20 protein-coding genes and 1 tRNA gene are annotated in these 21,908 nt (G+C 44.8%); 8 read left to right on the top strand and 13 right to left on the bottom strand.

Annotated features, from left to right (window positions below):
- Positions 1-127: 127 nt before the first annotated feature.
- Entirely contained in the window at positions 128-1,183 is a 1,056-nt protein-coding gene (locus ABWW54_RS03150) for a cytochrome-c peroxidase (protein WP_353410022.1), read from the top strand.
- Positions 1,180-3,312 (top strand): DAHL domain-containing protein, encoded by a 2,133-nt coding sequence (locus tag ABWW54_RS03145; RefSeq protein ID WP_353410020.1) that lies wholly within the window; start codon positions 1,180-1,182, stop codon positions 3,310-3,312. Before ABWW54_RS03150 ends, ABWW54_RS03145 begins: the two co-directional genes overlap by 4 nt.
- Before the next feature lie 70 nt (positions 3,313-3,382).
- Here the strand turns inward: ABWW54_RS03145 and ABWW54_RS03140 are convergent, their stop codons facing one another.
- From ABWW54_RS03140 to ABWW54_RS03130, 3 genes are all read right to left on the bottom strand, one after another.
- The gene (locus ABWW54_RS03140; protein ID WP_353410018.1) at positions 3,383-4,288 is read right to left on the bottom strand and encodes a sterol desaturase family protein; all 906 of its coding nucleotides are present in this window, start codon (positions 4,286-4,288) and stop codon (positions 3,383-3,385) included.
- Complete coding sequence (locus ABWW54_RS03135; protein WP_353410016.1) at positions 4,281-4,829, bottom strand: TetR/AcrR family transcriptional regulator; 549 nt, start codon at positions 4,827-4,829, stop codon at positions 4,281-4,283. Before ABWW54_RS03135 ends, ABWW54_RS03140 begins: the two co-directional genes overlap by 8 nt.
- Before the next feature lie 76 nt (positions 4,830-4,905).
- On the bottom strand, positions 4,906-5,544 hold the full coding sequence (locus ABWW54_RS03130) for a hypothetical protein (protein ID WP_353410014.1): 639 nt from the start codon (positions 5,542-5,544) through the stop codon (positions 4,906-4,908).
- Positions 5,545-5,884: 340 nt separating this feature from the next.
- On the opposite strand from ABWW54_RS03130, the gene ABWW54_RS03125 reads away from it, so the two are divergent.
- Positions 5,885-5,961, top strand: a tRNA-Met gene (locus ABWW54_RS03125).
- A 160-nt stretch (positions 5,962-6,121) separates the two neighbouring features.
- Here the strand turns inward: ABWW54_RS03125 and ABWW54_RS03120 are convergent.
- A complete protein-coding gene (locus ABWW54_RS03120; protein WP_353410012.1) occupies positions 6,122-6,385 on the bottom strand; it encodes a hypothetical protein in 264 nt (87 codons plus the stop codon).
- 411 nt (positions 6,386-6,796) lie between these two features.
- On the opposite strand from ABWW54_RS03120, the gene ABWW54_RS03115 reads away from it, so the two are divergent.
- The 3 genes from ABWW54_RS03115 to ABWW54_RS03105 all read left to right on the top strand — a co-directional run bounded on the left by ABWW54_RS03115 (position 6,797) and on the right by ABWW54_RS03105 (position 9,311).
- Positions 6,797-7,810, top strand: coding sequence for a winged helix-turn-helix domain-containing protein (locus ABWW54_RS03115; RefSeq protein ID WP_353410010.1), 1,014 nt, complete (start codon positions 6,797-6,799; stop codon positions 7,808-7,810).
- A gap of 101 nt (positions 7,811-7,911) precedes the next feature.
- Positions 7,912-8,658, top strand: a complete 747-nt coding sequence (locus ABWW54_RS03110; RefSeq protein ID WP_353410008.1) for a DsbC family protein — start codon at positions 7,912-7,914, stop codon at positions 8,656-8,658.
- Positions 8,659-8,675: 17 nt separating this feature from the next.
- Positions 8,676-9,311, top strand: a complete 636-nt coding sequence (locus ABWW54_RS03105; protein WP_353410006.1) for a thiol:disulfide interchange protein DsbA/DsbL — start codon at positions 8,676-8,678, stop codon at positions 9,309-9,311.
- A 50-nt stretch (positions 9,312-9,361) separates the two neighbouring features.
- Here the strand turns inward: ABWW54_RS03105 and ABWW54_RS03100 are convergent, their stop codons facing one another.
- From ABWW54_RS03100 to ABWW54_RS03090, 3 genes are all read right to left on the bottom strand, one after another.
- Positions 9,362-10,081 carry a class I SAM-dependent methyltransferase gene (locus tag ABWW54_RS03100; protein ID WP_353410004.1) on the bottom strand — a complete coding sequence of 240 codons (720 nt, stop codon included), beginning with the start codon at positions 10,079-10,081 and terminating at the stop codon, positions 9,362-9,364.
- 2 nt (positions 10,082-10,083) lie between these two features.
- Positions 10,084-10,782 (bottom strand): esterase/lipase family protein, encoded by a 699-nt coding sequence (locus ABWW54_RS03095; RefSeq protein WP_353410002.1) that lies wholly within the window; start codon positions 10,780-10,782, stop codon positions 10,084-10,086.
- A gap of 292 nt (positions 10,783-11,074) precedes the next feature.
- Positions 11,075-11,566 carry a hypothetical protein gene (locus tag ABWW54_RS03090; RefSeq protein ID WP_353410000.1) on the bottom strand — a complete coding sequence of 164 codons (492 nt, stop codon included), beginning with the start codon at positions 11,564-11,566 and terminating at the stop codon, positions 11,075-11,077.
- A gap of 317 nt (positions 11,567-11,883) precedes the next feature.
- Here ABWW54_RS03090 and ABWW54_RS03085 point away from each other — a divergent pair, with 317 nt between their 5' ends.
- Positions 11,884-13,260 (top strand): response regulator, encoded by a 1,377-nt coding sequence (locus ABWW54_RS03085; protein ID WP_353409998.1) that lies wholly within the window; start codon positions 11,884-11,886, stop codon positions 13,258-13,260.
- Positions 13,261-13,379: 119 nt separating this feature from the next.
- On the top strand, positions 13,380-14,114 hold the full coding sequence (locus ABWW54_RS03080) for a CPBP family intramembrane glutamic endopeptidase (RefSeq protein ID WP_353409996.1): 735 nt from the start codon (positions 13,380-13,382) through the stop codon (positions 14,112-14,114).
- A gap of 169 nt (positions 14,115-14,283) precedes the next feature.
- On the opposite strand, the gene ABWW54_RS03075 is transcribed toward ABWW54_RS03080, so the two are convergent.
- From ABWW54_RS03075 to ABWW54_RS03050, 6 genes are all read right to left on the bottom strand, one after another.
- Positions 14,284-15,564: a metallophosphoesterase gene (locus tag ABWW54_RS03075; protein WP_353409994.1), complete on the bottom strand. Its 1,281-nt coding sequence runs from the start codon at positions 15,562-15,564 to the stop codon at positions 14,284-14,286.
- Positions 15,565-15,568: 4 nt separating this feature from the next.
- Positions 15,569-16,762 (bottom strand): cupin domain-containing protein, encoded by a 1,194-nt coding sequence (locus ABWW54_RS03070; RefSeq protein WP_353409992.1) that lies wholly within the window; start codon positions 16,760-16,762, stop codon positions 15,569-15,571.
- Entirely contained in the window at positions 16,743-17,894 is a 1,152-nt protein-coding gene (locus tag ABWW54_RS03065) for a protein kinase domain-containing protein (RefSeq protein WP_353409990.1), read from the bottom strand. Before ABWW54_RS03065 ends, ABWW54_RS03070 begins: the two co-directional genes overlap by 20 nt.
- A gap of 2 nt (positions 17,895-17,896) precedes the next feature.
- Positions 17,897-20,365, bottom strand: coding sequence for an ABC transporter transmembrane domain-containing protein (locus tag ABWW54_RS03060; RefSeq protein WP_353409988.1), 2,469 nt, complete (start codon positions 20,363-20,365; stop codon positions 17,897-17,899).
- A 3-nt stretch (positions 20,366-20,368) separates the two neighbouring features.
- Positions 20,369-21,607: an HlyD family secretion protein gene (locus ABWW54_RS03055; protein ID WP_353409986.1), complete on the bottom strand. Its 1,239-nt coding sequence runs from the start codon at positions 21,605-21,607 to the stop codon at positions 20,369-20,371.
- A 108-nt stretch (positions 21,608-21,715) separates the two neighbouring features.
- The gene (locus tag ABWW54_RS03050; RefSeq protein ID WP_353409984.1) at positions 21,716-21,874 is read right to left on the bottom strand and encodes a hypothetical protein; all 159 of its coding nucleotides are present in this window, start codon (positions 21,872-21,874) and stop codon (positions 21,716-21,718) included.
- Positions 21,875-21,908: the final 34 nt, after the last annotated feature.

Genomic DNA, 21,908 nt, shown 5'->3' with positions numbered 1-21,908 from the left:
ACCGCTTAAAATTAGGGCGTGCTGAAACGTCTGGTATCGGCCTTATTATCTGTTTTGTCCCCACTAGAAGCCAACATACTCTATAATTCCCCCCATTATTAGACATATGGTATGTAAGGAGACTCGTGTGAAATTCGTTCTTTCTCTCATTGTTGTTGCAGTTGCCGCCTTAGTATTAGCCACTTCGTTTTTCCCGGAAGAACCCGACGTTGAATTAGAACTAACTTCAACACAAACGATCGAGAAGCCTGAAAAGGAATACACCGGGCCTATCATACCCATCTCAGACAACGTAAAGCTAGATCAGGCTAAAGTTGCCCTCGGAGCACTGCTGTTCAGCGACCCAATTTTATCTAATGACAGCTCTGTTTCTTGCGCTACCTGCCATAGGTTAGACCTAGGCGGCAGTAACGGGCTCCCTATGTCAGTTGGTATTTCTGGCGGAATACAGCAAATTAACGTTCCTACTGTGTTCAATTCCGGCCTGAATTTTGTTCAGTTTTGGGATGGCCGCGTTAAAACCTTAGAAGAACAAGTTACCGGTCCAATCGAAAACCCGTTGGAAATGGGCTCGAACTGGCCTGAGGTAATTGCTCGCATAAAAGCGCACGCGGACTATCCCGCTAAATTTGCCGCGTCTTACCCTGATGGAATAAACGAAGTCTCAATCAGCCACGCAATCGCTGAATTTGAGCGTTCTCTGATCACCCCTAACTCTGCATTTGATAGGCATCTTAAGGGCGAACCCAATGCGTTGTCCAAAGATCAACTGGCAGGCTATCAACTGTTTAAAGAATTAGGGTGTGTCAGATGCCATCAAGGGCAAGGCGTAGGTGGAAACATGTTCCAAAGAATGGGCGCAAAGAAAGACTACTTCGCGAACAGAGACGACCTGAATGTGCATGACATGGGTCGCTTTAACGTCACTGGTGATGAATTTGATCGACATCGTTTTAAGGTTCCAAGCCTGCGCAATGTGGCATTAACGGCACCGTACTTTCACGATGGAAGCGCAGCAACACTAGAAGATGCAGTTCAAACTATGGTCAACTATCAATTAGGGCGCCGCCTTCAACCCGAAGAAGAACGGTTGCTGGTCAGCTTCTTGAATAGCCTCACAGGCGAATACAACGGCACAAAATTGTCCCTAGGATCCTTCGATCAAAGCGGTAAAAAACTATGAGCAACAAAACCGAGTATTTACTTGGATACGCCGTAATCTTGATTGGCCTAATTTTGATAGGTTTCTTCTTTTGGAAGTCTCAGGCCATAGACGATACGCGTGAACATCAACGTTACGTCGAGAGCATTCGCTATTTACAAGCCAGCGACGCCATACTTGACCAACATCTGCTTCGATTGCGCAATGGCACTGTGACCAGTGTAGACCGAGTCAATCAAGAACTGGCGTCGATCAATCGTCTGAATGCCATTATTGCCAGACCACCTGAGTACATCTCAGAGAAAGGCCAAGCCATATTGAACGACATCCTAGCCAATTATCATGAAGTGATGGACAGGAAAAAACTGTTGATCGAGCGTTTCATGGCGGAAAACGCGAATTTAAAGACGTCCATTGTCTATTACCCGATTTTAAGTCAAGAATTAATCGATAGCCTGAACGAATTTGAACAAGGCAAACCAATCACAAAACGCATACAGGCTCTCTTGCGCGATGTATTGCTCTTTAACCTAAACACAAACCCCGCGCTCGGCCTTTCCATTAAGAATCAGATCGTAAGATTGGATGCTGCCGGGCAAAGCTACCTATCTGGGAGCAATGAATCGAGTACTAATCCAATCAGCGGCATAGAAGACCTAAGCCTTCAAGGTCAAACGATTCTGCGTGTTAAACCTGGCGTTGACTCTCTGATTGAAGAACTAATGTCGATTCCGGTGACCGTTGAACTGTCGAGTTTTGCAGATGAATACCACCGATGGTATAGCTTTGCGTTAGAGAGCGCTAAATTTTACCGTCTTTGCCTCTACTTAATGATCATCCTAACGGTTGTGCTGATCTCTTGGTTGATCATCAGACACCTGAATCTCCGCATTAAAAAGGCTACCCAATCAATCGAAGAACAACGGGATCAATTGGTTGTGCAGCTGGCTGAGCGCCGTGCACTGTCTGAAGTGGCATTGGCAGTGAGCAGCGTCGGTGACGTGGACCAAATTTTGGATACTATCCTCGATAAAAGTCGAGACGTGGTCAACGTTGAAGCAAGTTCGATACTGCTGTTAGACAAAGAGAAAAATAACCTCTATTTTCACTCTGTTCAGGGCAGTGTCTCGAACGAACTTAAGGGACAACGAATAGAGCTTGGTCAAGGTCTTGTCGGTCACGTGGCTAAAACCGGCTCGACTGAGGTGGTTACCGACCCATACAACGACCCGCGGTTTAACAAGGAGATTGACTCTGCGACTGGCTTCACCACACGCTCAATACTCACCACACCGCTGGTTAATAAGGAAGAGATTATTGGCGTGCTGCAGTTGGTTAACCGTCAAGACGTTGAGCACTTTGATGACAACGACGTTTCCCTAATTGAGTCTTTTGCGGTACAGGCTGGTGTAGCGATCGAAAATTCTCGCTTATATTCCGACGTCAGCAATTACGCCAACGACCTGAAAGTGTCGCTGGATAATGAAAGACGCCTGCGGGTTCAGAAACAAAAATTAGGGGCTTACATCCCCAAGCAGGTGGTCGACGAGATTTCCCACAGTCGAGAAGAAAAAATTGCCTTAGGCGGGAAGGTGGTCCGAGCCACCATACTTTTCTCGGATATCGTTGGATTCACTCGATTATCCGAACGCTTGGAGCCTGAAAAGGTGGTTGATTTTTTAAACCTCTATATGACCGCCATGTCGAACATAATTGAAGAAGAGGGCGGTATTGTCGACAAGTTTATCGGTGATGGCATCATGGCTGTCTTCACGGATAATGACGCGGAGCAGGCCATGGCGGCGGTTCGTGCTGGTCTGCGAATGCAAGAAACGGTTCACAAGGACCGCGAAACGTGGGGCGACATAGACCCTGATCTTGCGGCTGTAGAAATCAGAATTGGTATCAACTCAGGGCGAGTGATTTCAGGCAATGTGGGTTCAGAACAAAGGATGGACTACACCGTGATTGGCGACAACGTAAACGTGGCCGCTCGAATTGAACAAGCGTGCGAACCCGGTGGCGTACTCGTCAGTTTATCAACCTATGAAGACATCAAACTGCGCGTAAAGGCGACTGAGATGGAACCGATCAAGGTCAAAAATCGAGATCAAGCGGTACTAACCTACTCGGTCACTTCTGAAGTGTGAAATTGAAAAACAATAGCCCTTTGTAAAGGGCTATTGCTATGCACACTACGAACCAAATGCATCAGCTTGGTTAAGATTTCGATTCATCATCGGCCGTTAGCCCGAGCTGACCGAGATCTGTCTTAGGCTGCCACTCCGGTCTTGCAAAGAACCTCATAAAAACCTCTTTAGCGCTATCGGAACGCGCTATATCTTTAAAGAACTGAGGAAATTCTGAGAACCAGACCCTAAGCGGATTCACGCTATCAAAGGTCTTATCTAAGCCATACCTAGGCGTGTCAATTTCAGCTTGGTAGGTACCAAAAATCCTATCCCAAATAATTAGAATACCGCCAAAATTTTTATCAAGATAGAGTGAGTCACTCCCGTGATGCACCCGATGATTAGACGGCGTATTGATCCATGATTCTAAGACACCAAGGCGATCAATCAACTCAGTGTGGATCCACGTTTGGTAGGCCAGAACAACTAGCGAGCCAAAAACAATCAGTTCCGGAGGAAATCCAATCAACACCATGGGTAGCAAGGCAAGCATCGACCATACTCCCTCAAAGGCACCAAAGCGCACGCCAGTCGTGATATTCATGTATCTAGAAGAATGATGAACCGCATGGCTAATCCATAGCACACGCACCACATGCGCCAACCTATGCTCCCAGTAATAGAGAAAGTCGGCCACAATAATCGCCCCTATAACTGATCCCCAACTGAGACTGAACGACCAGAATATAAACGTTGATTGTATTGCTAGGTAGAGATAGTAAGCGGCTGATAAGACAAACACTTCAACCAATAAAAACGGTATTTGAGTTGAGACATTCGCCAGCATATCGGCAACACCTCTCCACTTGAATGTGCCGGTAAACAAAGACTTCAGAATCTCTATAACGAGAATCGCGCAGCCAAATAGAAAGAAGACATCATCAATATCCGTTCCCAAGTCAGAAACAAATTTGCTTGCTAGTTCGCTACTCACTGCCGACTCCATTCATAAACGTGCCCCAGGCAAGCTCTGAGGCTTGAAGGGTCGTTAATTGCTCGGTTCGCACCATCTCCCATGCGGCGTACAGTAAGGCATCAAAAGTTTCACAGATCCAAGGAGACGGAAGCGCGCTATTGAGCCCGCCTTCTTTTTTTGCAAGATCTATAACACTTTTCATTTCTTCAAGCTGGCGTTGGCTTTCCTTCTGAATATCAGAGCTTCCATCAAAGATTTGATTGGTTAAAAACCACTGACGATCTGCTAAGGGAACTAAAGCAAACATCATTAGTCTTAAAGCATCCGTATAACTACTTGCTCCACTGGCAGCCTGCTCAGCGATTTCATCCATTTCAGTCAACGCAATCTTCCCCAACTCAATGACTAGATCTTCACGACCCGAGAAGTGTCGATGCAACGTCACTCTACCCACACCAGCATACTTCGCAATTTCAGCCAGACTTGCTCGAGGATTCTCCTTGAACAAGTGAAATGCAGCCTCAATGATGGCTTCTTTGGAACTTAACCGTATATTCATGAAACAATTATGTTTCATTGGATACATTATTGTCAATACATTTATCAACTACCGGTTTGTTTAACAAATGATGTTTTCATAGCTCGAGCCAAATCGAGTCCATTAGGTTTTCATCTAGCGCCTTGCCTGGTGCGCATTCCTTGCTGAAATAGGGGTGCTTTTTGTATAGCCTTTTATAGTAATCGACGGCATTCCGCCTAGCGATGTCATCATCGACCCCAAGTTGCCTTCCAAGTAAATGATTTCGTTGTATCGCCTGACAGTCCGTTTTACGTTCATTCAATTCACCTCGAATGTGCATCACTTCGTGGGTGAATACATGCATACTGAACAATGCACGATCTGAAGGTTCTGACGGATCGTCAATGTAATCCATAAAATTCTTACACCATCCATGGTGAAAAATGATTTCTCCGGTTTCCACATACGCCGTTCCTGCTCGGCTAATATCAAACGGATCGAAAATAGAATCAAACACTGAGGTACAACTCACCGTCACGCCCTCTCTTTGAGAGAAAGTAGATGCGTGCATTGACAATGAATTTTCAAGCTGCCAGAACTTAAACGGTGTTCTAGCACAAACCAGTGCCAAACATGCGATGACAATCAGATAACCAATATCGAAAGAGTCGTAATGCTTGAATGGCTTATCTGATTTGACCAAATCATAGATAAAGAGAAAAACGAAAAATGCAGTCAGCCCAGTCAGAATCATAATCAGCGATTATTCTAATAAGAAGCACTCAAAATCAATAGAACCAGCAGCGTGCCACACAGATCAACACAATTCTACTTGCGCACAAAGATAATTACCGTATTACGATCGTAGAGTTACCGCTGTAGAACAGGCTGGCAATACGGTTAGATTACTCATCCTTGGTGCCTTAAGATAAAAAGACTGTCCGCCTTATAGCGGCGATACATTGGTAAACTTTAGGCAAAGTTACCAATACCAACGCTCCCCGTATTAGCCAATTTAGTCATTGAGCAAAACTAATTGAAAAAACAGTTGCTATTGTTCGCGTTTTTCTCCATATTACGCGTCCACTTGATGTTGCGGGGTGGAGCAGTCTGGCAGCTCGTCGGGCTCATAACCCGAAGGTCGTAGGTTCAAATCCTGCCCCCGCTACCAAGTGATTTCCCAGCAATAGGACGGGAATGGTGGATTTAGTCGATCGATAATTAACTGCTCAGTTATCCTTAACGTCTATGTCAAATTAACCTAGTTGGTTTAACGGAACATCAATGAAGGTGCTAGTAAGCCGGGCAAAGGTGACCCGCGCAGTACCGACTTACTTTTTGTCATCAAGCTTGATGTACGCATCTAAACCACAGTTTTCCAACTTCTGCTGTAGCCGAATCAACTGCTTCAAAGAAGCGCTGCTTTTTATCTTTTTACGCTCTCCGCACAACAGTCTTTCCCGAACCTGATCGGTGGTTCGACTGGTTACAATGGCTAACTGCGCTAACGCGTTTTCTTGATCAACATCTTCTGACTCAATCAACTGACCTCTCGAGTAAAGAACATGTTTAGGCTCTTTATTAAATGGTTTCATATTAAGTTGCATGTCTCCCCTACCGTACGTGTAAATCTATGAGGATTTAGCATACCAGTGCAAAAAACGCTGTCTATTAGCCGTTTTACGTCTGGGTGCAGCAAAATACGTCATTACCACTGACAAAGAATGGTATTCACATAAGCAATTGTAATTAAACGGTTATTTTCAATATTTCCACAATCAGGGCAAGCCAACGACGCACCTTAAAAGCATCGAATACAGTGAATATTGACAACAATCGTCAACGATTTATGCACTTAATACCGAGTGTTCAATTTCCCGCCAGAACATTTAGTAACGCCACCTGTTGCAGATTCAGCGCCTGCTATCCAAATTTTAAGACTTAGAACGCGTACCACACTGTATGTTAAGATTTTTGTATAAAGAGCTATTTGCGAGAAACTTCAAATGTCCTTATTCAAGTTTGACCAATTTGTGTTTGACTCATCAAACCATCGCTTAACGAAGCAAGGATTAGCGGTCCCCTTGCGGCCGAAAGCATCTCAATTATTGGCACTGTTACTCGAAAACAGCGACCGAGTCGTGTCTAAGTCAGAGATATTTTTGTCTATCTGGCATTCTGAATACGCTCGCGACCACTTACTTTTTCAATTGATTAGCGAGTTACGTAAAGCCCCATTCAGCAGTGAATTCGTTAGAACCATCCCTAACAAAGGATATCAATGGAATGTAAAAACCAAGATTATTGAGAACAAGAGTTGGTTAAATATAGCCGCCAGTCTATTCATCGCCACCATGTGCCTAACCTCCTTCCTGTTGATTTCTTCTGGTGATAAAGCAGCTCTCAAACTCACGCAACTGCCCGCTCATTCTGCGTTTTCTAAGGGCGTAATTGCTATGCACACAGGCAACCCTGAAGATGCTGAACAATGGTTTCGTTTTGCGCTAAATGAAAACCCAGAGTCAATCGAGTCTTCTCTGTTTCTTGCTGAGACTTTGTTCCACCAAAACAAAATGCAAGAATCGCTCTCAACACTTCATAGGCTGCTAAATACGCCCAATTTAGCTGAATACAATATGATGACCGCGACGGATTTACTCAGCCGAATACATCAACGACAGGGTAAATTCAAAGACGCATTACGTTACGCGCATCAATCAAACCAAACCAACGTCATAGCACAATGTTCAGTGGACGCCGTTGAAAATCGAATCGAGTTTTTGGAACGTATTATTGAATCGCCTAGCGATATGGACGAGCAGGAGCTTTTATCAACATTCGACCCTTTCAATAAAACTGAGCATCACTCCAGTGCACCAGAGAATGAAGTCGACTCCAAGTTCAGAAGTAACTGTCAGCAATTGCTTAATAATGTCGATGATACTTCATATTGCGCGCCTGAGGACAACCAAGATGTTTATGTGAAAACCCAATCTTTCAATGATGTTGAGTTATCATAAACCACTAATAATTAACGGAATTTAGAAACTTATAGACGGTTTCTCTTCCATCGATAAGACCTTTGGCGTCACACTGTTTACCTACATTGAGGTAAACGATCATGAAATCAAAAATTCTATTGACGCTGTTAGGGGTATGCTTGGCGGTTAGCCAGATGAACGCTCGGGCAAGTCAACAAATTGCAGACAACGAACTTAAGAACAAATTACAGTCACTTTTTAAAGACATTCCCATCGAGGTAACTGATTATAATTCTGACCTGAAACAGGTTATCGTAGGGTCCAATCATTTTTTTGCTTCGAATAATGGTCGGTATTTGTTTGCCGGCTCCGTCATTGATACCCAGAGCAAAACTGATTTATCAGAGGTGCGTGATGCTAAGATTCGAAAAGACATTCTTGAACAACAACCAAGCGAACTGTTTACTACGTACCCCAGTAAAATCAAACAGGCGCATCAGATAACAATATTTACCGATATCGATTGCCCCTATTGTCGAAAGCTTCACGCCAGTGTGAATGAACTTAATCAACAAGGCATTTCGGTGCGGTACGTTATGATTCCTCGACAAGGGAAGGGTTCACCGTCGTATTCAAAAACATTAAGCGCTTTGTGTTCAAACGACGGTGCCATGAGCATAGACCAGGCAATGAGAGGAAAAGTGTTGCCGACCTTAACCTGTCAATCCAAACAGCTTGCGGGTCAGTTAAACCTCGCGAAGCGTCTAAAAGTACGTTCCACGCCAACGATTGTCATGCCAAACGGTGATCTGCAAATTGGGCTTCGAACCACGAAAGAAATATTTGAACTTCTGAAAACCTCAGGCACAACCAACATAGGAGCCTAACTTTAGGCTAAAAACGCATGTTAATTTCTACCAAAAACACCTTAATCTTTGCTTTTGCTGCGCTCATTGCGGCAAGTCAAAATTCATTCTCTCAAAGTTTTTCTGAGGGAACGCATTATTCAATAATCGAGAAGCCAAGCTCAACGTCTAAAGACAAAAAGACAGACTCTCCCTCTGTCGTTGAGTATTTCTCATTCAGCTGCCCCGGCTGCTACGCGGTTGAACCAAGTATGAAAGCATTGATAAAAAGGCAACCCGCCGCCAACGTAAAACGTATTCATATGCCTTTTGGAGGGCAGAAGGCTAAGTATTCGCAAAAGGTGTTTGTAGCCATGACTATGCTTAAGGCCAATGAGCATAAAGACGCAATTTTTAGTCGCATACACGTCAACCGCAACCTCTTCAATTCAGATAAAGAGATCGTCGATTTCTTCACCGACTTGGGCTACGAGAAAACAGAAGTAGAGCAAACCGTCAACTCCTTTGCGTCTGACTCGATGATCAGAAAAATGAATAAAGCGGCCGCCGCACAAAAAATCGTATCCGTGCCCACAATCATCGTTAATGGTAAGTATCAGATTAACGTCAGGGCGCTCGCTAACGCCAACACGCTTACCTTACTGGTAAACCACTTGCACGGTTTAGACGGCTAGTAGCCTGAGTTAACGCCAGTAGAGAATAGGACGTGCTTTGAGTGGTGAGCTTAACGCTCACCATTCTTTGAGAAACTGGTTAGGAATGACGGTAGAACCCGAAAATCCAACCCGTTATGCACAAACTGCTGCTTAACAAAATATTTTCCCAGCACATCGAGAAAAGCGGGTTCAGTAAAGCCAGCTTGATTCCATTTAAACAAAGGGTAAAGCTTCAACACACCATCCGGTTTAAGGACTCTATCGAACTCATTAAAAATATCAGCCAAAAGCCGCTCATCCTCTATCCAAACAAACAATAGATAGCTGCATAGAACTTCGTCAACACTTTGATCATCAAAAGGCAAGCTTTGTGCCGTTGCGGGCAATGCTTTTTTAAGTCCAGCGGCATTCGTATTAAAGCTCCCAGAACTGCCCACCAGCTTGGCTAACGCGCGTTCTTTAAACCCAAAGCTGGGTGTGGTTTTCAGAACAGGGTCCACTCCATAAAATTCAATTTCGGCTCGATGGCACGCTTGAAACATAGAATCTTGCGCGTAAGGTGTATAACCACAACCAACGTCGACAACGCGCCGATTTTTCAGTGAGGCCAACAATGCCTCCTCCACCATTCCCTGATAGAAAACGCGCCTATAAAAACCAAACGAACGCGAGGTGTGGAGCATGGATACTCCCTTGTTTTCAATAGAACGTACTTGTCGATACATCATCGAAAATGACGTATTAACTAACGATTCGATCGCCGATTCTTTAAGGCTTGAACGCGCCACTGTCAGGGTCGAGAGAGCTGTTGGGCCAATATCTTAAAAACCTCTGCTGAGATACCCAAACCAAGATGCGTGGCATTCACTTCCAGATGTTCCGTTTGAGAGTTAACGCTATCGATACTCGCTTGCCAACCCACGACGCCGTCGCTCCGAGAGTAGATTGCCGTTAATGGAACTGAGATCGGGCGTTTTTCACGCTGCTCTACCTTTGCCTCTATTGAGTTTAACTGAACTTGGCTAGCTCGATAGAAACGACCAAAGGTGGTGTATTTAGGCCCTCCGACGACGGGGCTACCGAGAGTAATAATCTGTTTTATCAACTGTGGTTTGTTTCTGGCCAGCTCTCTTGCGATCACCCCACCCAGACTCCACCCTACAATGGATATAGGCTGTAGTCCGCCTAACTCGTACTTTTGCTCTAGAACCACACTGGCATTTGATATTGACTCTTGCAGATTCCCCACGTTTCTTCCCAGCCCCCATCCGAAGCTTGAATAGCCCAACCAGTTTAGATAACCACGTAACACAATCGTAGAGAGATCGTCAGCACCTAAACCAGGTATTACCAACACCGGAATACCATCTACTTTCGGCTGCTTAGAAAGGGTAGGGGCAGACAGCGCGAGCCGAGCTAGCTCAAGCGGTGTTAGAAATTCTTTTGCAACGTCAATAAACGAAGGTTTGGTAATCGTCTCTTTAGACATAAAGCTCCTAATTACGAGAATTGTCTGCGAACACTTGCTTGTGCAGAGTTGTAAAGAGTTGCGCGAAATCACAGAGTCGCCTTCTCAATAAGCCCAGCTTACTTCAAATCCTCACCAGACTGTTAACCAAACCACGTCTTTTTCAGGCGCTCTCAAGCACTCTTAAGTGAATACACTGCTCTGTCGATATTTTTTACTTTGCGTTAAGCACCAAGACACAAGGCACTTCTCAACCATAGAGACGGCTTTAGAAGCAGACTTAACAAGGTGGCGTATCAGCCCTTGGTTGGAATCACGACTCCGTTTCGGTGCTGGCAGCGTATCGATCTAACACCTTTTGAAACTCAGGTGGAAATTCTGGCTCAACTTCTGGGTCTATGGCTTTAAAGCCAGAGATCGGCTGGTTAGCATCAGCAATGCTCGTTGATCCACTATCTCCGCGTGTTTCCACACGACTTTTTTCCAACTTAGAGGACAGCGCCTGGACTCGCTTTTCCAGCTTTCCATTCTTGCGGTTCAACTTGATCAGCATTAACTGCAAATTTTTAGTTTGCTGATCTCGTTCTGAGTCGACGGCATCGGATACGTCGATTGTGTTTTCAGAGATCGATTGCTCGAGTTCGTGGTACTTTCTTGTCCACCTTCGATTGTTCTTTGCTAGCCGATGAATCTGTTTTTCTTTCCTGTCGAGTTCATTCTGCTTCTTCTTTAAATCAGCAGTAAGCTCTTTGCACAAGGATTCCAGCTCTCTTCTGTTTGCGCCAGTCAATGATTCCAAAAACATAAATACCCCTACCTAACAACCCCGTTTTGACATGAAGCTAGTTCATCGTCGATTTTTATCTCTCTCAAAAAGCTACTGGCCCACCCATTAAACAAACATAACAGATCTTTGATCCTTTCTAAATTATGAAATGACCAATAACAACAAAGTGTCACGCACGTGACCACGATTCAAAAAGGGCGGAATTGTTCACCAGAGTTCACACTTAATGTTTGCTCCGCCTAAAATTAACAAATGGCCAGCTGCGCTTGATCCAATAAAGCGATTCTGTAATATTGCTCTGGGCTTGGGTAAAAACCTTAAACAACAAGAGCATTATGCCGCCCAAAAGAGCCCTAATCGTAGACGACTCACGTACTGCGCAGTTTAAGCTTTCCAGAACGTTGGAAAACTACAACCTGATAATCGACACCAGCTTGTCCGCCGAGGATGCTCTGGGTTATCTGTCCTATCAACTCCCCGATGTCATTTTCATGGATCATTCGATGAAGGGAATGAATGGCTTGGATGCGGTCAAAATTATTAAATCCAACTCGTCCACAGCGACAATCCCCGTCATTATGTACACGGCTCAATCCGGCGAGCTTTATCTGAGCCAAGCAAGAGCCATGGGTGCCATAGACGTATTATCGAAGGACGTCATGACAGACCTAGACATCCAAAGAGTCATGTCTAACCTAAAGATTGGACTAAAGGTGGAAAAAGCGGCAACACAAAGCCCCAGCAAAACCCAGAGCCCTATATCTAAAGATCAGGAATCCAACACAAACCCATCAGAATCATCTCGATGGGCAGATAGGATGCAATTACGTGATCAAATGACAAAGTCATTAGAGATTCAACAAAGCCAATTTCGCCGAGAACTCCAAGACAACACCAAATTACTGGTCACGCGATTCACGCGTGAAATAAATAGCCTAAGAAATGAACTAGCACAGCAGCGAAAACTAAATCAAGAGTTGCATACTCAGACTCAACAAGTTCATCAAGAGCCGCCAAAAAACGCACAACGGAAAATATGGTTAAGTGCCGCGTTTACCTTAATCGGTTTGTTGTTTTTGGCAATGTTACTCCATAAAGAATCCAGTAGAAATGGATTAGCAATGAAGTCGGTCAATGAATCGTTAAACCAACTTGTTAGCGAACAACAAAGAGCGTTTAAGTACCACGTATCAAGACAATCACGCGCCAGCCTCGACCTAAATTCAGAACAGTCAAAAAACGTATTATCGGCTCTGGTTTGGGCGGTCAATCAACAGGGCGAATTTCACTACAACGAGAAAGCGCTCGACCAAGACAAACTGACCGTAATAAACGAAATGCTAGAGCACTTAAGTGTCCTCAATTTCAGTGGTACTTTAACGCTGAACATTCATAACGGTGACTTTTGCGTGCGCATTAACGACGACGGCCAATTCTCCCTACCGGATCAATCCATTCCAGCCACCAGCTGTCGATTCATTAGCAATACTGTCTTCAATTTTGATCAAGCCTCACAAACCTCAATCGAATTTGAAAATCAATTACGAAGCTCGCCAATGATAGAAAGCGGCCAACTTAACGTGGTTATCAAAGCTTACGGTCTCACCAAGCCCGTAAACCGATACCCAACAATTTCAGACGGCATCTCCTCAAGCAAGTGGAACGAAGTTGCACAGGCCAATAATAGGGTAGAGATTGAACTAAGCGAATAAGCCCTTAATTCGGCTCTGACCCCTTTTTGCCTTTTTTCTTTCCTACGCACTGTCATTTGATCTTCATTTGAACAAGCCGGATTTACTCTAAATGAAAAGAGCACTGAGAGATAAAGGGCATGACCGTTATTCAAAAACCACCAACAACCATACCAAAGAGGGGCGATGAAACTCAAAAGAACAAGTTAGACTATTCCGCGCTCACCGACCTAGCGTGCGTGTTGTTAACGCTCGTAACGATTAAACAGCTGTTACTTCCATACAGCATACTCCTTGCAGGACCTGCGTCCACACTAAGCGCGATGATCGTAAGTACATGGTTGCTCAAGTACAGAGGCACGTCGTGGTCAGATCTTGGCTTAAGAAAACCTAAAAGTACGGTAAAAACACTTGCTTTGAGCGTTTTGGTATTTTTTACCATCGCCGTAGTTGCGAATGCAGCCAGTTGGCTTAGCGACCCTTTTCTAGAGGACGTCGGAACCAGCGGTCGCTTTGATTTCATCCGTGGCAATCTATTGGCCTACCTAGGTATGCTCGTACTCATATGGACTCATGGCTCTGTCTTCGAAGAGTTGCTCTTTCGTGCATTTTTAATTACCCGCGCAGCTGTGTTCTTGGGCGGAGGATTCAAGTCAGAGATCCTGGCTATCTTATTTGCATCAACCTTCTTTGGATATCGTCACTATTACTATCAAGGACTTAAAGGGGCCTTTATTACGGGCACAATAGGCTTAGCTTTATCGTTATTGTACTTGTGGTTTGGCAAAAAAAATATATGGCCCCTCATTATTGGACATGGAGTGGTAAATACGATTAGCCAAACAACTAGATTTTTAGGTCTAAAGGGTGACTGAATCATAGACATCGCCGTCCGAGGGCAACGCATTAGACCAGCCCTCTTGCGTTCTTACGTGGTTTAATTATTAACCACCAAACTCGGCGCTGAGATTACAGTCGACAAGCGCCTTAATTCGGCTCTGACCCCTTTTCTTTCACACCAACTGTCCGCGCAACCGATTCGTTCTAAAACTTGGTAAGTGCGCTGCGTATGGCGGTGGTAAACACGCCGACAAAGGCTTTCCAGTCAGAACCTGCCTTAAGTTCAAACGGTCTTATTGCCATATTCGTGTCATGAAATGGGCGCTTGATCACGCCACTGCGTTTGACGGTTGGATTGCCGTCGATAATCTGAAGATATTCATCCGTTTTGTCTGCCGTTTCAATTGCGTACAAACCCGTTCTTAGCTGCGTTGAAATGGAATCAACCTTGGTATGACCCACCACCAATTGATCAACGTTGTATTGCCTCAACGTGGCGTCAATGTGCGCCTGACTGGCCTTGGGGTAGGCTGAGGTTGCATAGAAGTAGCCTCTGTATTGAGTAAATGACCTGAGCCCAAACAGGGTCTCTTCGCTAAAATCGGAGGCTTGCAACGCCGTTCTGTGTAGTTCATTCCATCGGTCAATACTTAGGTTCTGATCCAGTGCCTGTTGACTGATGCCGCCGTGGACGAACAAGGATTTGTTCAGAATTAGAGCAATCGGCTTAGAACGCAGCCACGCTCCCAGAACGCTGTTTTCGGAGTAGGCTGATTGATACGGCATCAGTTGTTCGGTGGCCCAGAGGTGTTCGGTTTCTACCTTTGATAATTGACCTTGCAACACGTATTGTTCGTGATTGCCGAGCAATAAATGGAGTGCCCCCCCAGCTCTAGCGGCCTGTATCTCGAGTTCGTAGAGTTTCCATAACAAATCAAAAACTCTACGACCTCGATCAACAGAATCCCCCAGGATTACGAGTTGCCCTTCGCCAAGGGCCCAGTTTCCATGAGCGTCTAACACACCCACGCTTTGTCCCCATTCAAGAAAGTAGTCGAGATTTCCTTCAAGGTCACTGATGACGAGTGTGTTGGACGAAGCTGGAGCTTGCTTTACTGGCTCTGGGTTCACTTGCCAGTAGTAACGACGATTAACATCGCCACAATCAAGCGAAATTTTTGTGTCCGAAATTTCCTGACGTTGTTTTTTCGCGCCGCAATACCAAGACACCCGATACGCACCGTCTGAAGTGTGTTCCACAATTGGCCCTTGAATGGATCGAATGTTCGGCCGGTTCGCTTGAATCGCGAGGTCCGCCCTCCACGCGATGCTTTGGGAACCAATGGGGATGTAAATTCGGTGATAGACACCCCCTTCGGTTAACTCAACCGTGGCGTGTGACATGGCCTTAAGGAACCAGCCAAACGCAACTGCCAACAGACCAATCAGGGCGTAAACCATCTTTTTCCTCAACGGGCGATTCATCAATTTAGTGAACCTCTAAGAACCCTTCGTGCACCAAGCGTTGCGCCAATATTTGTCTGCTGCGTAAATCAAGACCGGGAATTTGATCCACACTAAAGGCGTCACCACGCTCAAAGAACGACAGTGACGGTTTCATTTCCTTGGGGAAATGCACAGATTTACCGTCAAACAGCAACGATACAAAACTCTCGTTCTCGAATAGTTTCCACACCATATGCGGCTTTACCTTGCACCCGGTTTCCTGCTCTATGGCGCTGGATTCGACAACGCTCTTGAGCTGAGTATCTAGAATAGGGTAGCGCTCCAAGATGTATTTCTTGTACAGCTTTTCTCGGTACTTTCCTAAGTCAGCCGTTTTCATAACATCGACCAAGGCGTCGCGAAGGGTGCCTTCGTCAAAATCACCTTTGGGCAGAATCCCATTTCTTAAGCTGACGTTTTCCTTACACACGTTGTTGACGACTTCTCTTAATAAATCTTTAACCGTCAGGGGACGCAGCCCCATGGTGACGTGCAAACTCGCTTGGTCTTGCGCACTTGCCTGATGAACAAACCCTCTGGGTATGTAGGCGATATCCCCTTCTTCCATCAAAAATGACGTGATGTGATTCGCTTGGTCGCCGGTCTTTGGTGAATACTTTTGATTTTCGGTAGGCAACGGAACAGGGTTATCATAGATTTCCCATTTCTTTGTGCCGTGCACCTGCATCACTAATACACAATGAGTGTCCCAATGGGCTTTAAACCCAGTCGCTTTTGCGGGGGTGAGGTACACATTTGTCCTTAAATCGATGTGTAATTCGTTTTCGAGGTTGCGTATCAATTTTGCCAATGGCAAATGATTGCGGTCTAAGTTTTCAAAAATGATGGTTGAACCGTTTTCAAACTCTTTCAATACAACATTGCCGTTGGCCTTGTTTTTTTTAGAAAATTCATGAAACGCCTTCTTTTCTCCGTTGTTGAAAATTCGCATGTCAGGCGCACGGAATATCCTCGACGCAAAAACCTCATTGAGCGTTTCTAAGTTCAATACACTCTTGTAATAATTTGCGTTGCGTCGTTTGATAATGAACGGCTTTTGCTCCCAATAGTCATCAAAAAACTGGGTTGCTGTAAGGGGGCGCAAAATGTTCTTTAAGGTGTAATCACTCACGACGCCTTTATCAGATGTCGTGTCGTCAAGCTGACTGAATAGCATGAGAGGTCTCCTTTTTATTAAGTTTTAAGAATTGGTTTGAAACGGCTTGTAAGTCAGTAGGCCGTTGAGATGGGTCTTTGTGCATCATTTGCACAATAAGCGCCAAGGCTTGCTCAGGTATTAATTCCTTCTCTGGTGTCGTGTCTGGCAGGTGAAAGTCACCCGCTATGATCGCCGCATGCAGTTCACGGTAGGTCTTCCCTCTGAATGGCAAGGTTCCGGTGAGAACGTAAGCAATCACGATGGCTATCTGGTAACACTCCCCCGCGGCTGTTGCGCCTTTTTCACAAACATGGGTCCAACTTTCAGAGGCACGCTCAGGCGGTGCAAAATGCGGTGTGGCCCCGCTACTGGGGCGGTATTGCTCACCTTCAAGTACGGCACACCCGAAATCAATGACCGTTATTGTGCGGTCCGCTGAGCACATAAAGTTTCCCAGATGAATATCGCCGTGCAGCACACCGGCTTCATGCATCGAGCTCACCAAACGGGTCAACTGAACAGCCATTGACATGCGATCTTGCAGAGAAATCGATGACGTTTTAATAAATTTATCCAGCCGTTGCCCATCGACCAGCCCCATTGAGAGATACGCCGGGGCTCGATCACGAAACTCCAATGGTTTAACCACGCCATCGATGTATTTCAATCGACACAGTGCCCGAAATTCGTTCTGTAGATCGCTGACAATTCTGTTTCGAACTGATTCACTAACCAAGCGCTCCTTGATGTTTTTTACAACGAATTGACGTGATGAGTCCGCAACCAGTGACACGGTATCAAACCGCTTATCCTTGAATGTCTTTAAGTGCCTAAACCCGAGCGCTTTGATCGACTGTTCAACACTTTCCTGATTGCGCTCTATTGGGGTTAACAACAGCGTTGCCGTGATCTGACGCGCGAATTTCTGCAACCGTACCCGTGTTGATTCATTCAGTTCAATTGCCTCATTCTTGCAATAACGCTCGATTGCGTCATCGGTGGAAGAGGGGGTCGAAAATTGTTCGACAAACTTCATGATTGCCGTATTGATAGCAAACCTGGCTTTACTTGGTCCTCGGCTGACGGTGGCTATAATGCCAGCACCTTCGGCTCGAAATTCTATCGATTCTCTTTTTATATACAGTTGCATTATTAGCTTGCCTCCTCGCAAAAAGCGTGTGATTCACCTTGATCCTCGGTATCCGATGTCACTCGGCCTTCAGCCATGGTTATCACTCGACTTACGTTTAAATTATCGATCGGTTCATGCGACGTGAAAATCAGTGTGCGATTCTCAAAGCCATTGAAGTACCGACATATTTTTTCCTTTGATTCCCTATCCACGCCTCTGAATATTTCGTCGAAAATCAACACACTGGCATCACTGACTATTGCTCTTAGCAACAAGATTTTTCGCCGTTGCCCGGCTGATAGATTGCTGCCTCCGTCGCTGATCATCGCGTCTACGTGTAGCTGACTTGGGCATATAAAATCATCAGCGCCTATTTTTTTCGCTATCGAATAGATATCAAAATCACGCGACTCACGGCCTAAATAGATATTGAAATTGAGCGTGTTGTTAAAAATTTTGTCTTCAGGGCGTGTCAGTAATACGCTCTTGCCAGCATCCGCATCTGAGAGGGTTGTTTCTTGCGCATCAATGAGCTGAATTGCGTATGGCTCAGTCGGTTTTAGGGATCCCCCCATCAAACTCAGAAGGGTGGACTTACCACAGCCATTTGCACCATCAATGAAGACAGTTTGCCCTTGAGTGAAGGTCAGAGAATCCACGTCTAAGCAAAATTTCTGGTTGGGAAACTGATAATTTAGTTCTTGTATTTGTATGGTTTTTACGTCTTTCCGCTTTCCTACCTTGGGCGTTGAAATTGCATCATTGGTGCAAAAATCGAAGAAGCGCTCGACCACCACTATGCTTTCTTGAAGCATTAACTGAGCACTTAATAACGTTCTCATGGCACCAAAGGTTATTTCGGCCAGGCCAATCACGGCAAGCACTTGCCCTAAAGACAGTAAGTTATCGTTGATCAGTAACCTTCCCGCGACCATAACCATGGCGATTGAGCCCACCACGCTGATAAACCTGGGGCAATAAGAAAGAAAGAACCCCGTAAACCTAGCTTTTTGCTGCACGCGCAGATAGTTATCAGTAATAACGGCATCTTCATCGAGAAAATACGTTTCCGACTGACAACGTCGAATGATGGAATGACCTTCTACTTTGTCTAACAACGTGTTGAGTAGCTTTCCTTTTTCTGTGAACAAGCTCGATTCAAGGTTGCGAACCACCGACGAGGCGTATTTAAAGACAATGAGGTAGAGCACACCGATTCCGGCTACGATCATCGCTAGAGTGGAGTTATAGAAAAACAACATGCCGATTGAGAAAACAACAATCACGGAGCTCAAAAGCACATCGTTTATAAATTTCGACACCAGCTGTTTGACCTTAAGAATGTCGTTTACCCTCTGGGCAAGGTCGCCTTTACTGTAGGTTCTCAAATACTCTTCGCTTGAAAATAGAAGCTGCCGGCTGAAGGTCTGATAAAAGTATTTATCCAGTATTTGATCCAGAAATATTTGGCTCGCTGCCTTCATCACGTTCAGAAAGAACTCGCCAAACCGAAACACAAACAAAACAAACGCAAAAGAATAGAGAGTCAGTATGTGCCGTTTAGGGAATATTTCATCGATGAGAATTTGATTGGCGTAGACTGCGACGTACGTCATGAGCGCCGCGAAGAACCCGACCATCATGAAACTCGACAACAGCCAGGATGATTTTTTAGAGCGGAATATGATCGAAAAGAGGCGAAGTATCACCGACTCGTGCTTCTTGTCTTCTACCACTCCGTCAGGCTGAATGTAATTCTCAAGATCAACCTGGAGTAATATCGGTGTCTTGATATTAGCCGTATCGTTGATGTACCTGAGTTTTCGAAAGTGCGACGGCAGCACCTTCTTTTCATCAGACTCGATCAAAGAGCTTAAAAACTCTTTTTGGTCTGTGTCACTGCTGAATCCATAACGTTTTTCAAACCAATCGAAATAGCCTAGTTTGTTGTACATCTCGATACAGTCCGACTTGAGAGTCAAATCAATCTCGAGAGAGTATTCGCCTAAGCGCTCGACAATGTACTGCTTGGTATGAGCAATGAGAATGTCTTCATTTACCTTCGACGTTGAAAAAGAGAGCTCTTCTTCGAGCTTGTCTAGGGCCACATTAGTAAATTCCCCATTCGCGGGGTCCATTACCAACGCGTGGTTTTTGTATATGGACTTAATTAGAATGAAATGCTTGCGTTTACCCCTTTGCACCATGGCAATCAACGGGGTTCGGTCTTTGAGTTGCGCCAATGGCTCTGACTTCGTCCCAAGCGCAATGTATTCACAATCAAAGCCGTTGGTAAGGAGATGGCTCTTCACACTTTGAAACGACACGCCTTCCTCGTCGAGCGCTAACGTCTGTTTTATGTGATTTCTGTTTATGTTTATTTTCTTCAGGTTATAGAGTGTTTTTATAACACTGACCGAGCAATCATTGGTGTTTCTTTGTTTGTCCCCAAGATTACTGCACACTATTTTTTCAACAAATGCGTTCATGATCTATGCCTGCCTCTCTAAGTTAAATTTCTTAAGCAGATAGTCCAGAAGGCTGATCGTCCCGATATCGATATTTGCTTTGAGGCTAAAGCCTCTTTTGAGTGTGTAGTAATCTTTTGGAGTCTCTAAGATTTCAACGTCTGCAATGTACGCAGGCTTCTTGAGTAACTCCGACGTCACTTTTTCCGGAGAAATGGCAATGACCTTTCCAGTCACCACGCCGTGTTTGAAATGATTCCATGCCCAAATTTCCAGGTTCACGTTTTGTTGTACTTTAGCGTCTTTAAATTGTTCGTCAGTAAGCGCAAGCTGGGCTTTAAGCTTGGGTTCTACGATGGGCGAAATCATCAAAATTACTTCATCCTTATTGATGAAATTTGATTTGTTTACGTTATCCGATATGTGCGCAACCGTGCCTTCAATGGGCGCTTTGATCGAATACTTTGATAACTCATTTGCTAGATTCTCATACGCCAACTGCTCTTCCTTTATTCGTTGCTCGGCTGTATTTATTTCTGAATCAATTTCATTTAATTCAAACTTCGAAGAGACGATTTTTTCTCTAATATTGGATAGCTCAATGGACGCATCGATGTCTTTTAGTGCATTCAATATTGGTTGTTCACTGAGTTTTTGTTCCAGTGACTGCAGCTCACCGATCGTACTGTTAGTGGAACGCATGATCTCCAGTTTTCGAAGTTCTGAAATGCTGTTGTTACCCGCATCCACCAACGAGCGACTTAGTTTCTTTGCGGTATTTACCGCTTTCGCAGATAACGCTTTCTGCTGATCCAACAACTTTTTTTGTGACCCTTGTTGGGCCGCTATCAACACATTTTTCTGCGACTTTTGAGTATGGATATCGTTGAGTAACTCGATGTTTTCATCCAACAGAACACGCTGTAATCTCAAGGTTTTTATCTGGAATGTCAGCTTTTCGATACCCAGCTTCTTCATCTGCAGCGCTCTTTGAGTATCTTGATCGTCAAATTCAATCAACAGATCGCCTCTTTTGACACGCTGATTTACATAGGTGCTGTTTTTCTTAACCAAAAATTGACGTTCTGCGCGGAGTGTTTGCGGACCGACATCACTTGAGATCACCCCGCTGACCTGCTCAATTTGCTCTGTGACTGGCACAAAGTTAAGTATCGCAATGACAATAAACGGAGACAAAATAATACTGAGACCAACAAATATAGGCAGTCTATCGGCTATTTTACGCTTTGCTAATCGGGCCATGTTGTGTCACCAAGTGAGTGGTTCGACATAAAAATAGAGCCTAAAACTACAGGGTAGGGTCTGCGTAGTTTTAGGCTCTTCTAAGTCAAGTAATTTCTACGCTGGGAATTACTTGATGTTATGGGCGCTGGTTAGCGTCCAAAACTCGAACCACTCATTTTGATCATCATTAGCTGCTGCGCCAGCCTTGTCATCTACTTCCGTGATGATGTCCATGTTCTCGATTGATAGCTCTTCTACTTTCTTATCTTGGTCTAATTTGTTCATTGTGAACCTCATTTATAGGATTGTTTTTAATTAA

Source organism: Arenicella sp. 4NH20-0111, assembly GCF_040366405.1.
Lineage (GTDB): Bacteria > Pseudomonadota > Gammaproteobacteria > Arenicellales > Arenicellaceae > Arenicella.
The sequence above is the reverse complement of the archived record's forward strand: the minus strand, read 5'-3'. Positions and strand labels throughout refer to the sequence as shown.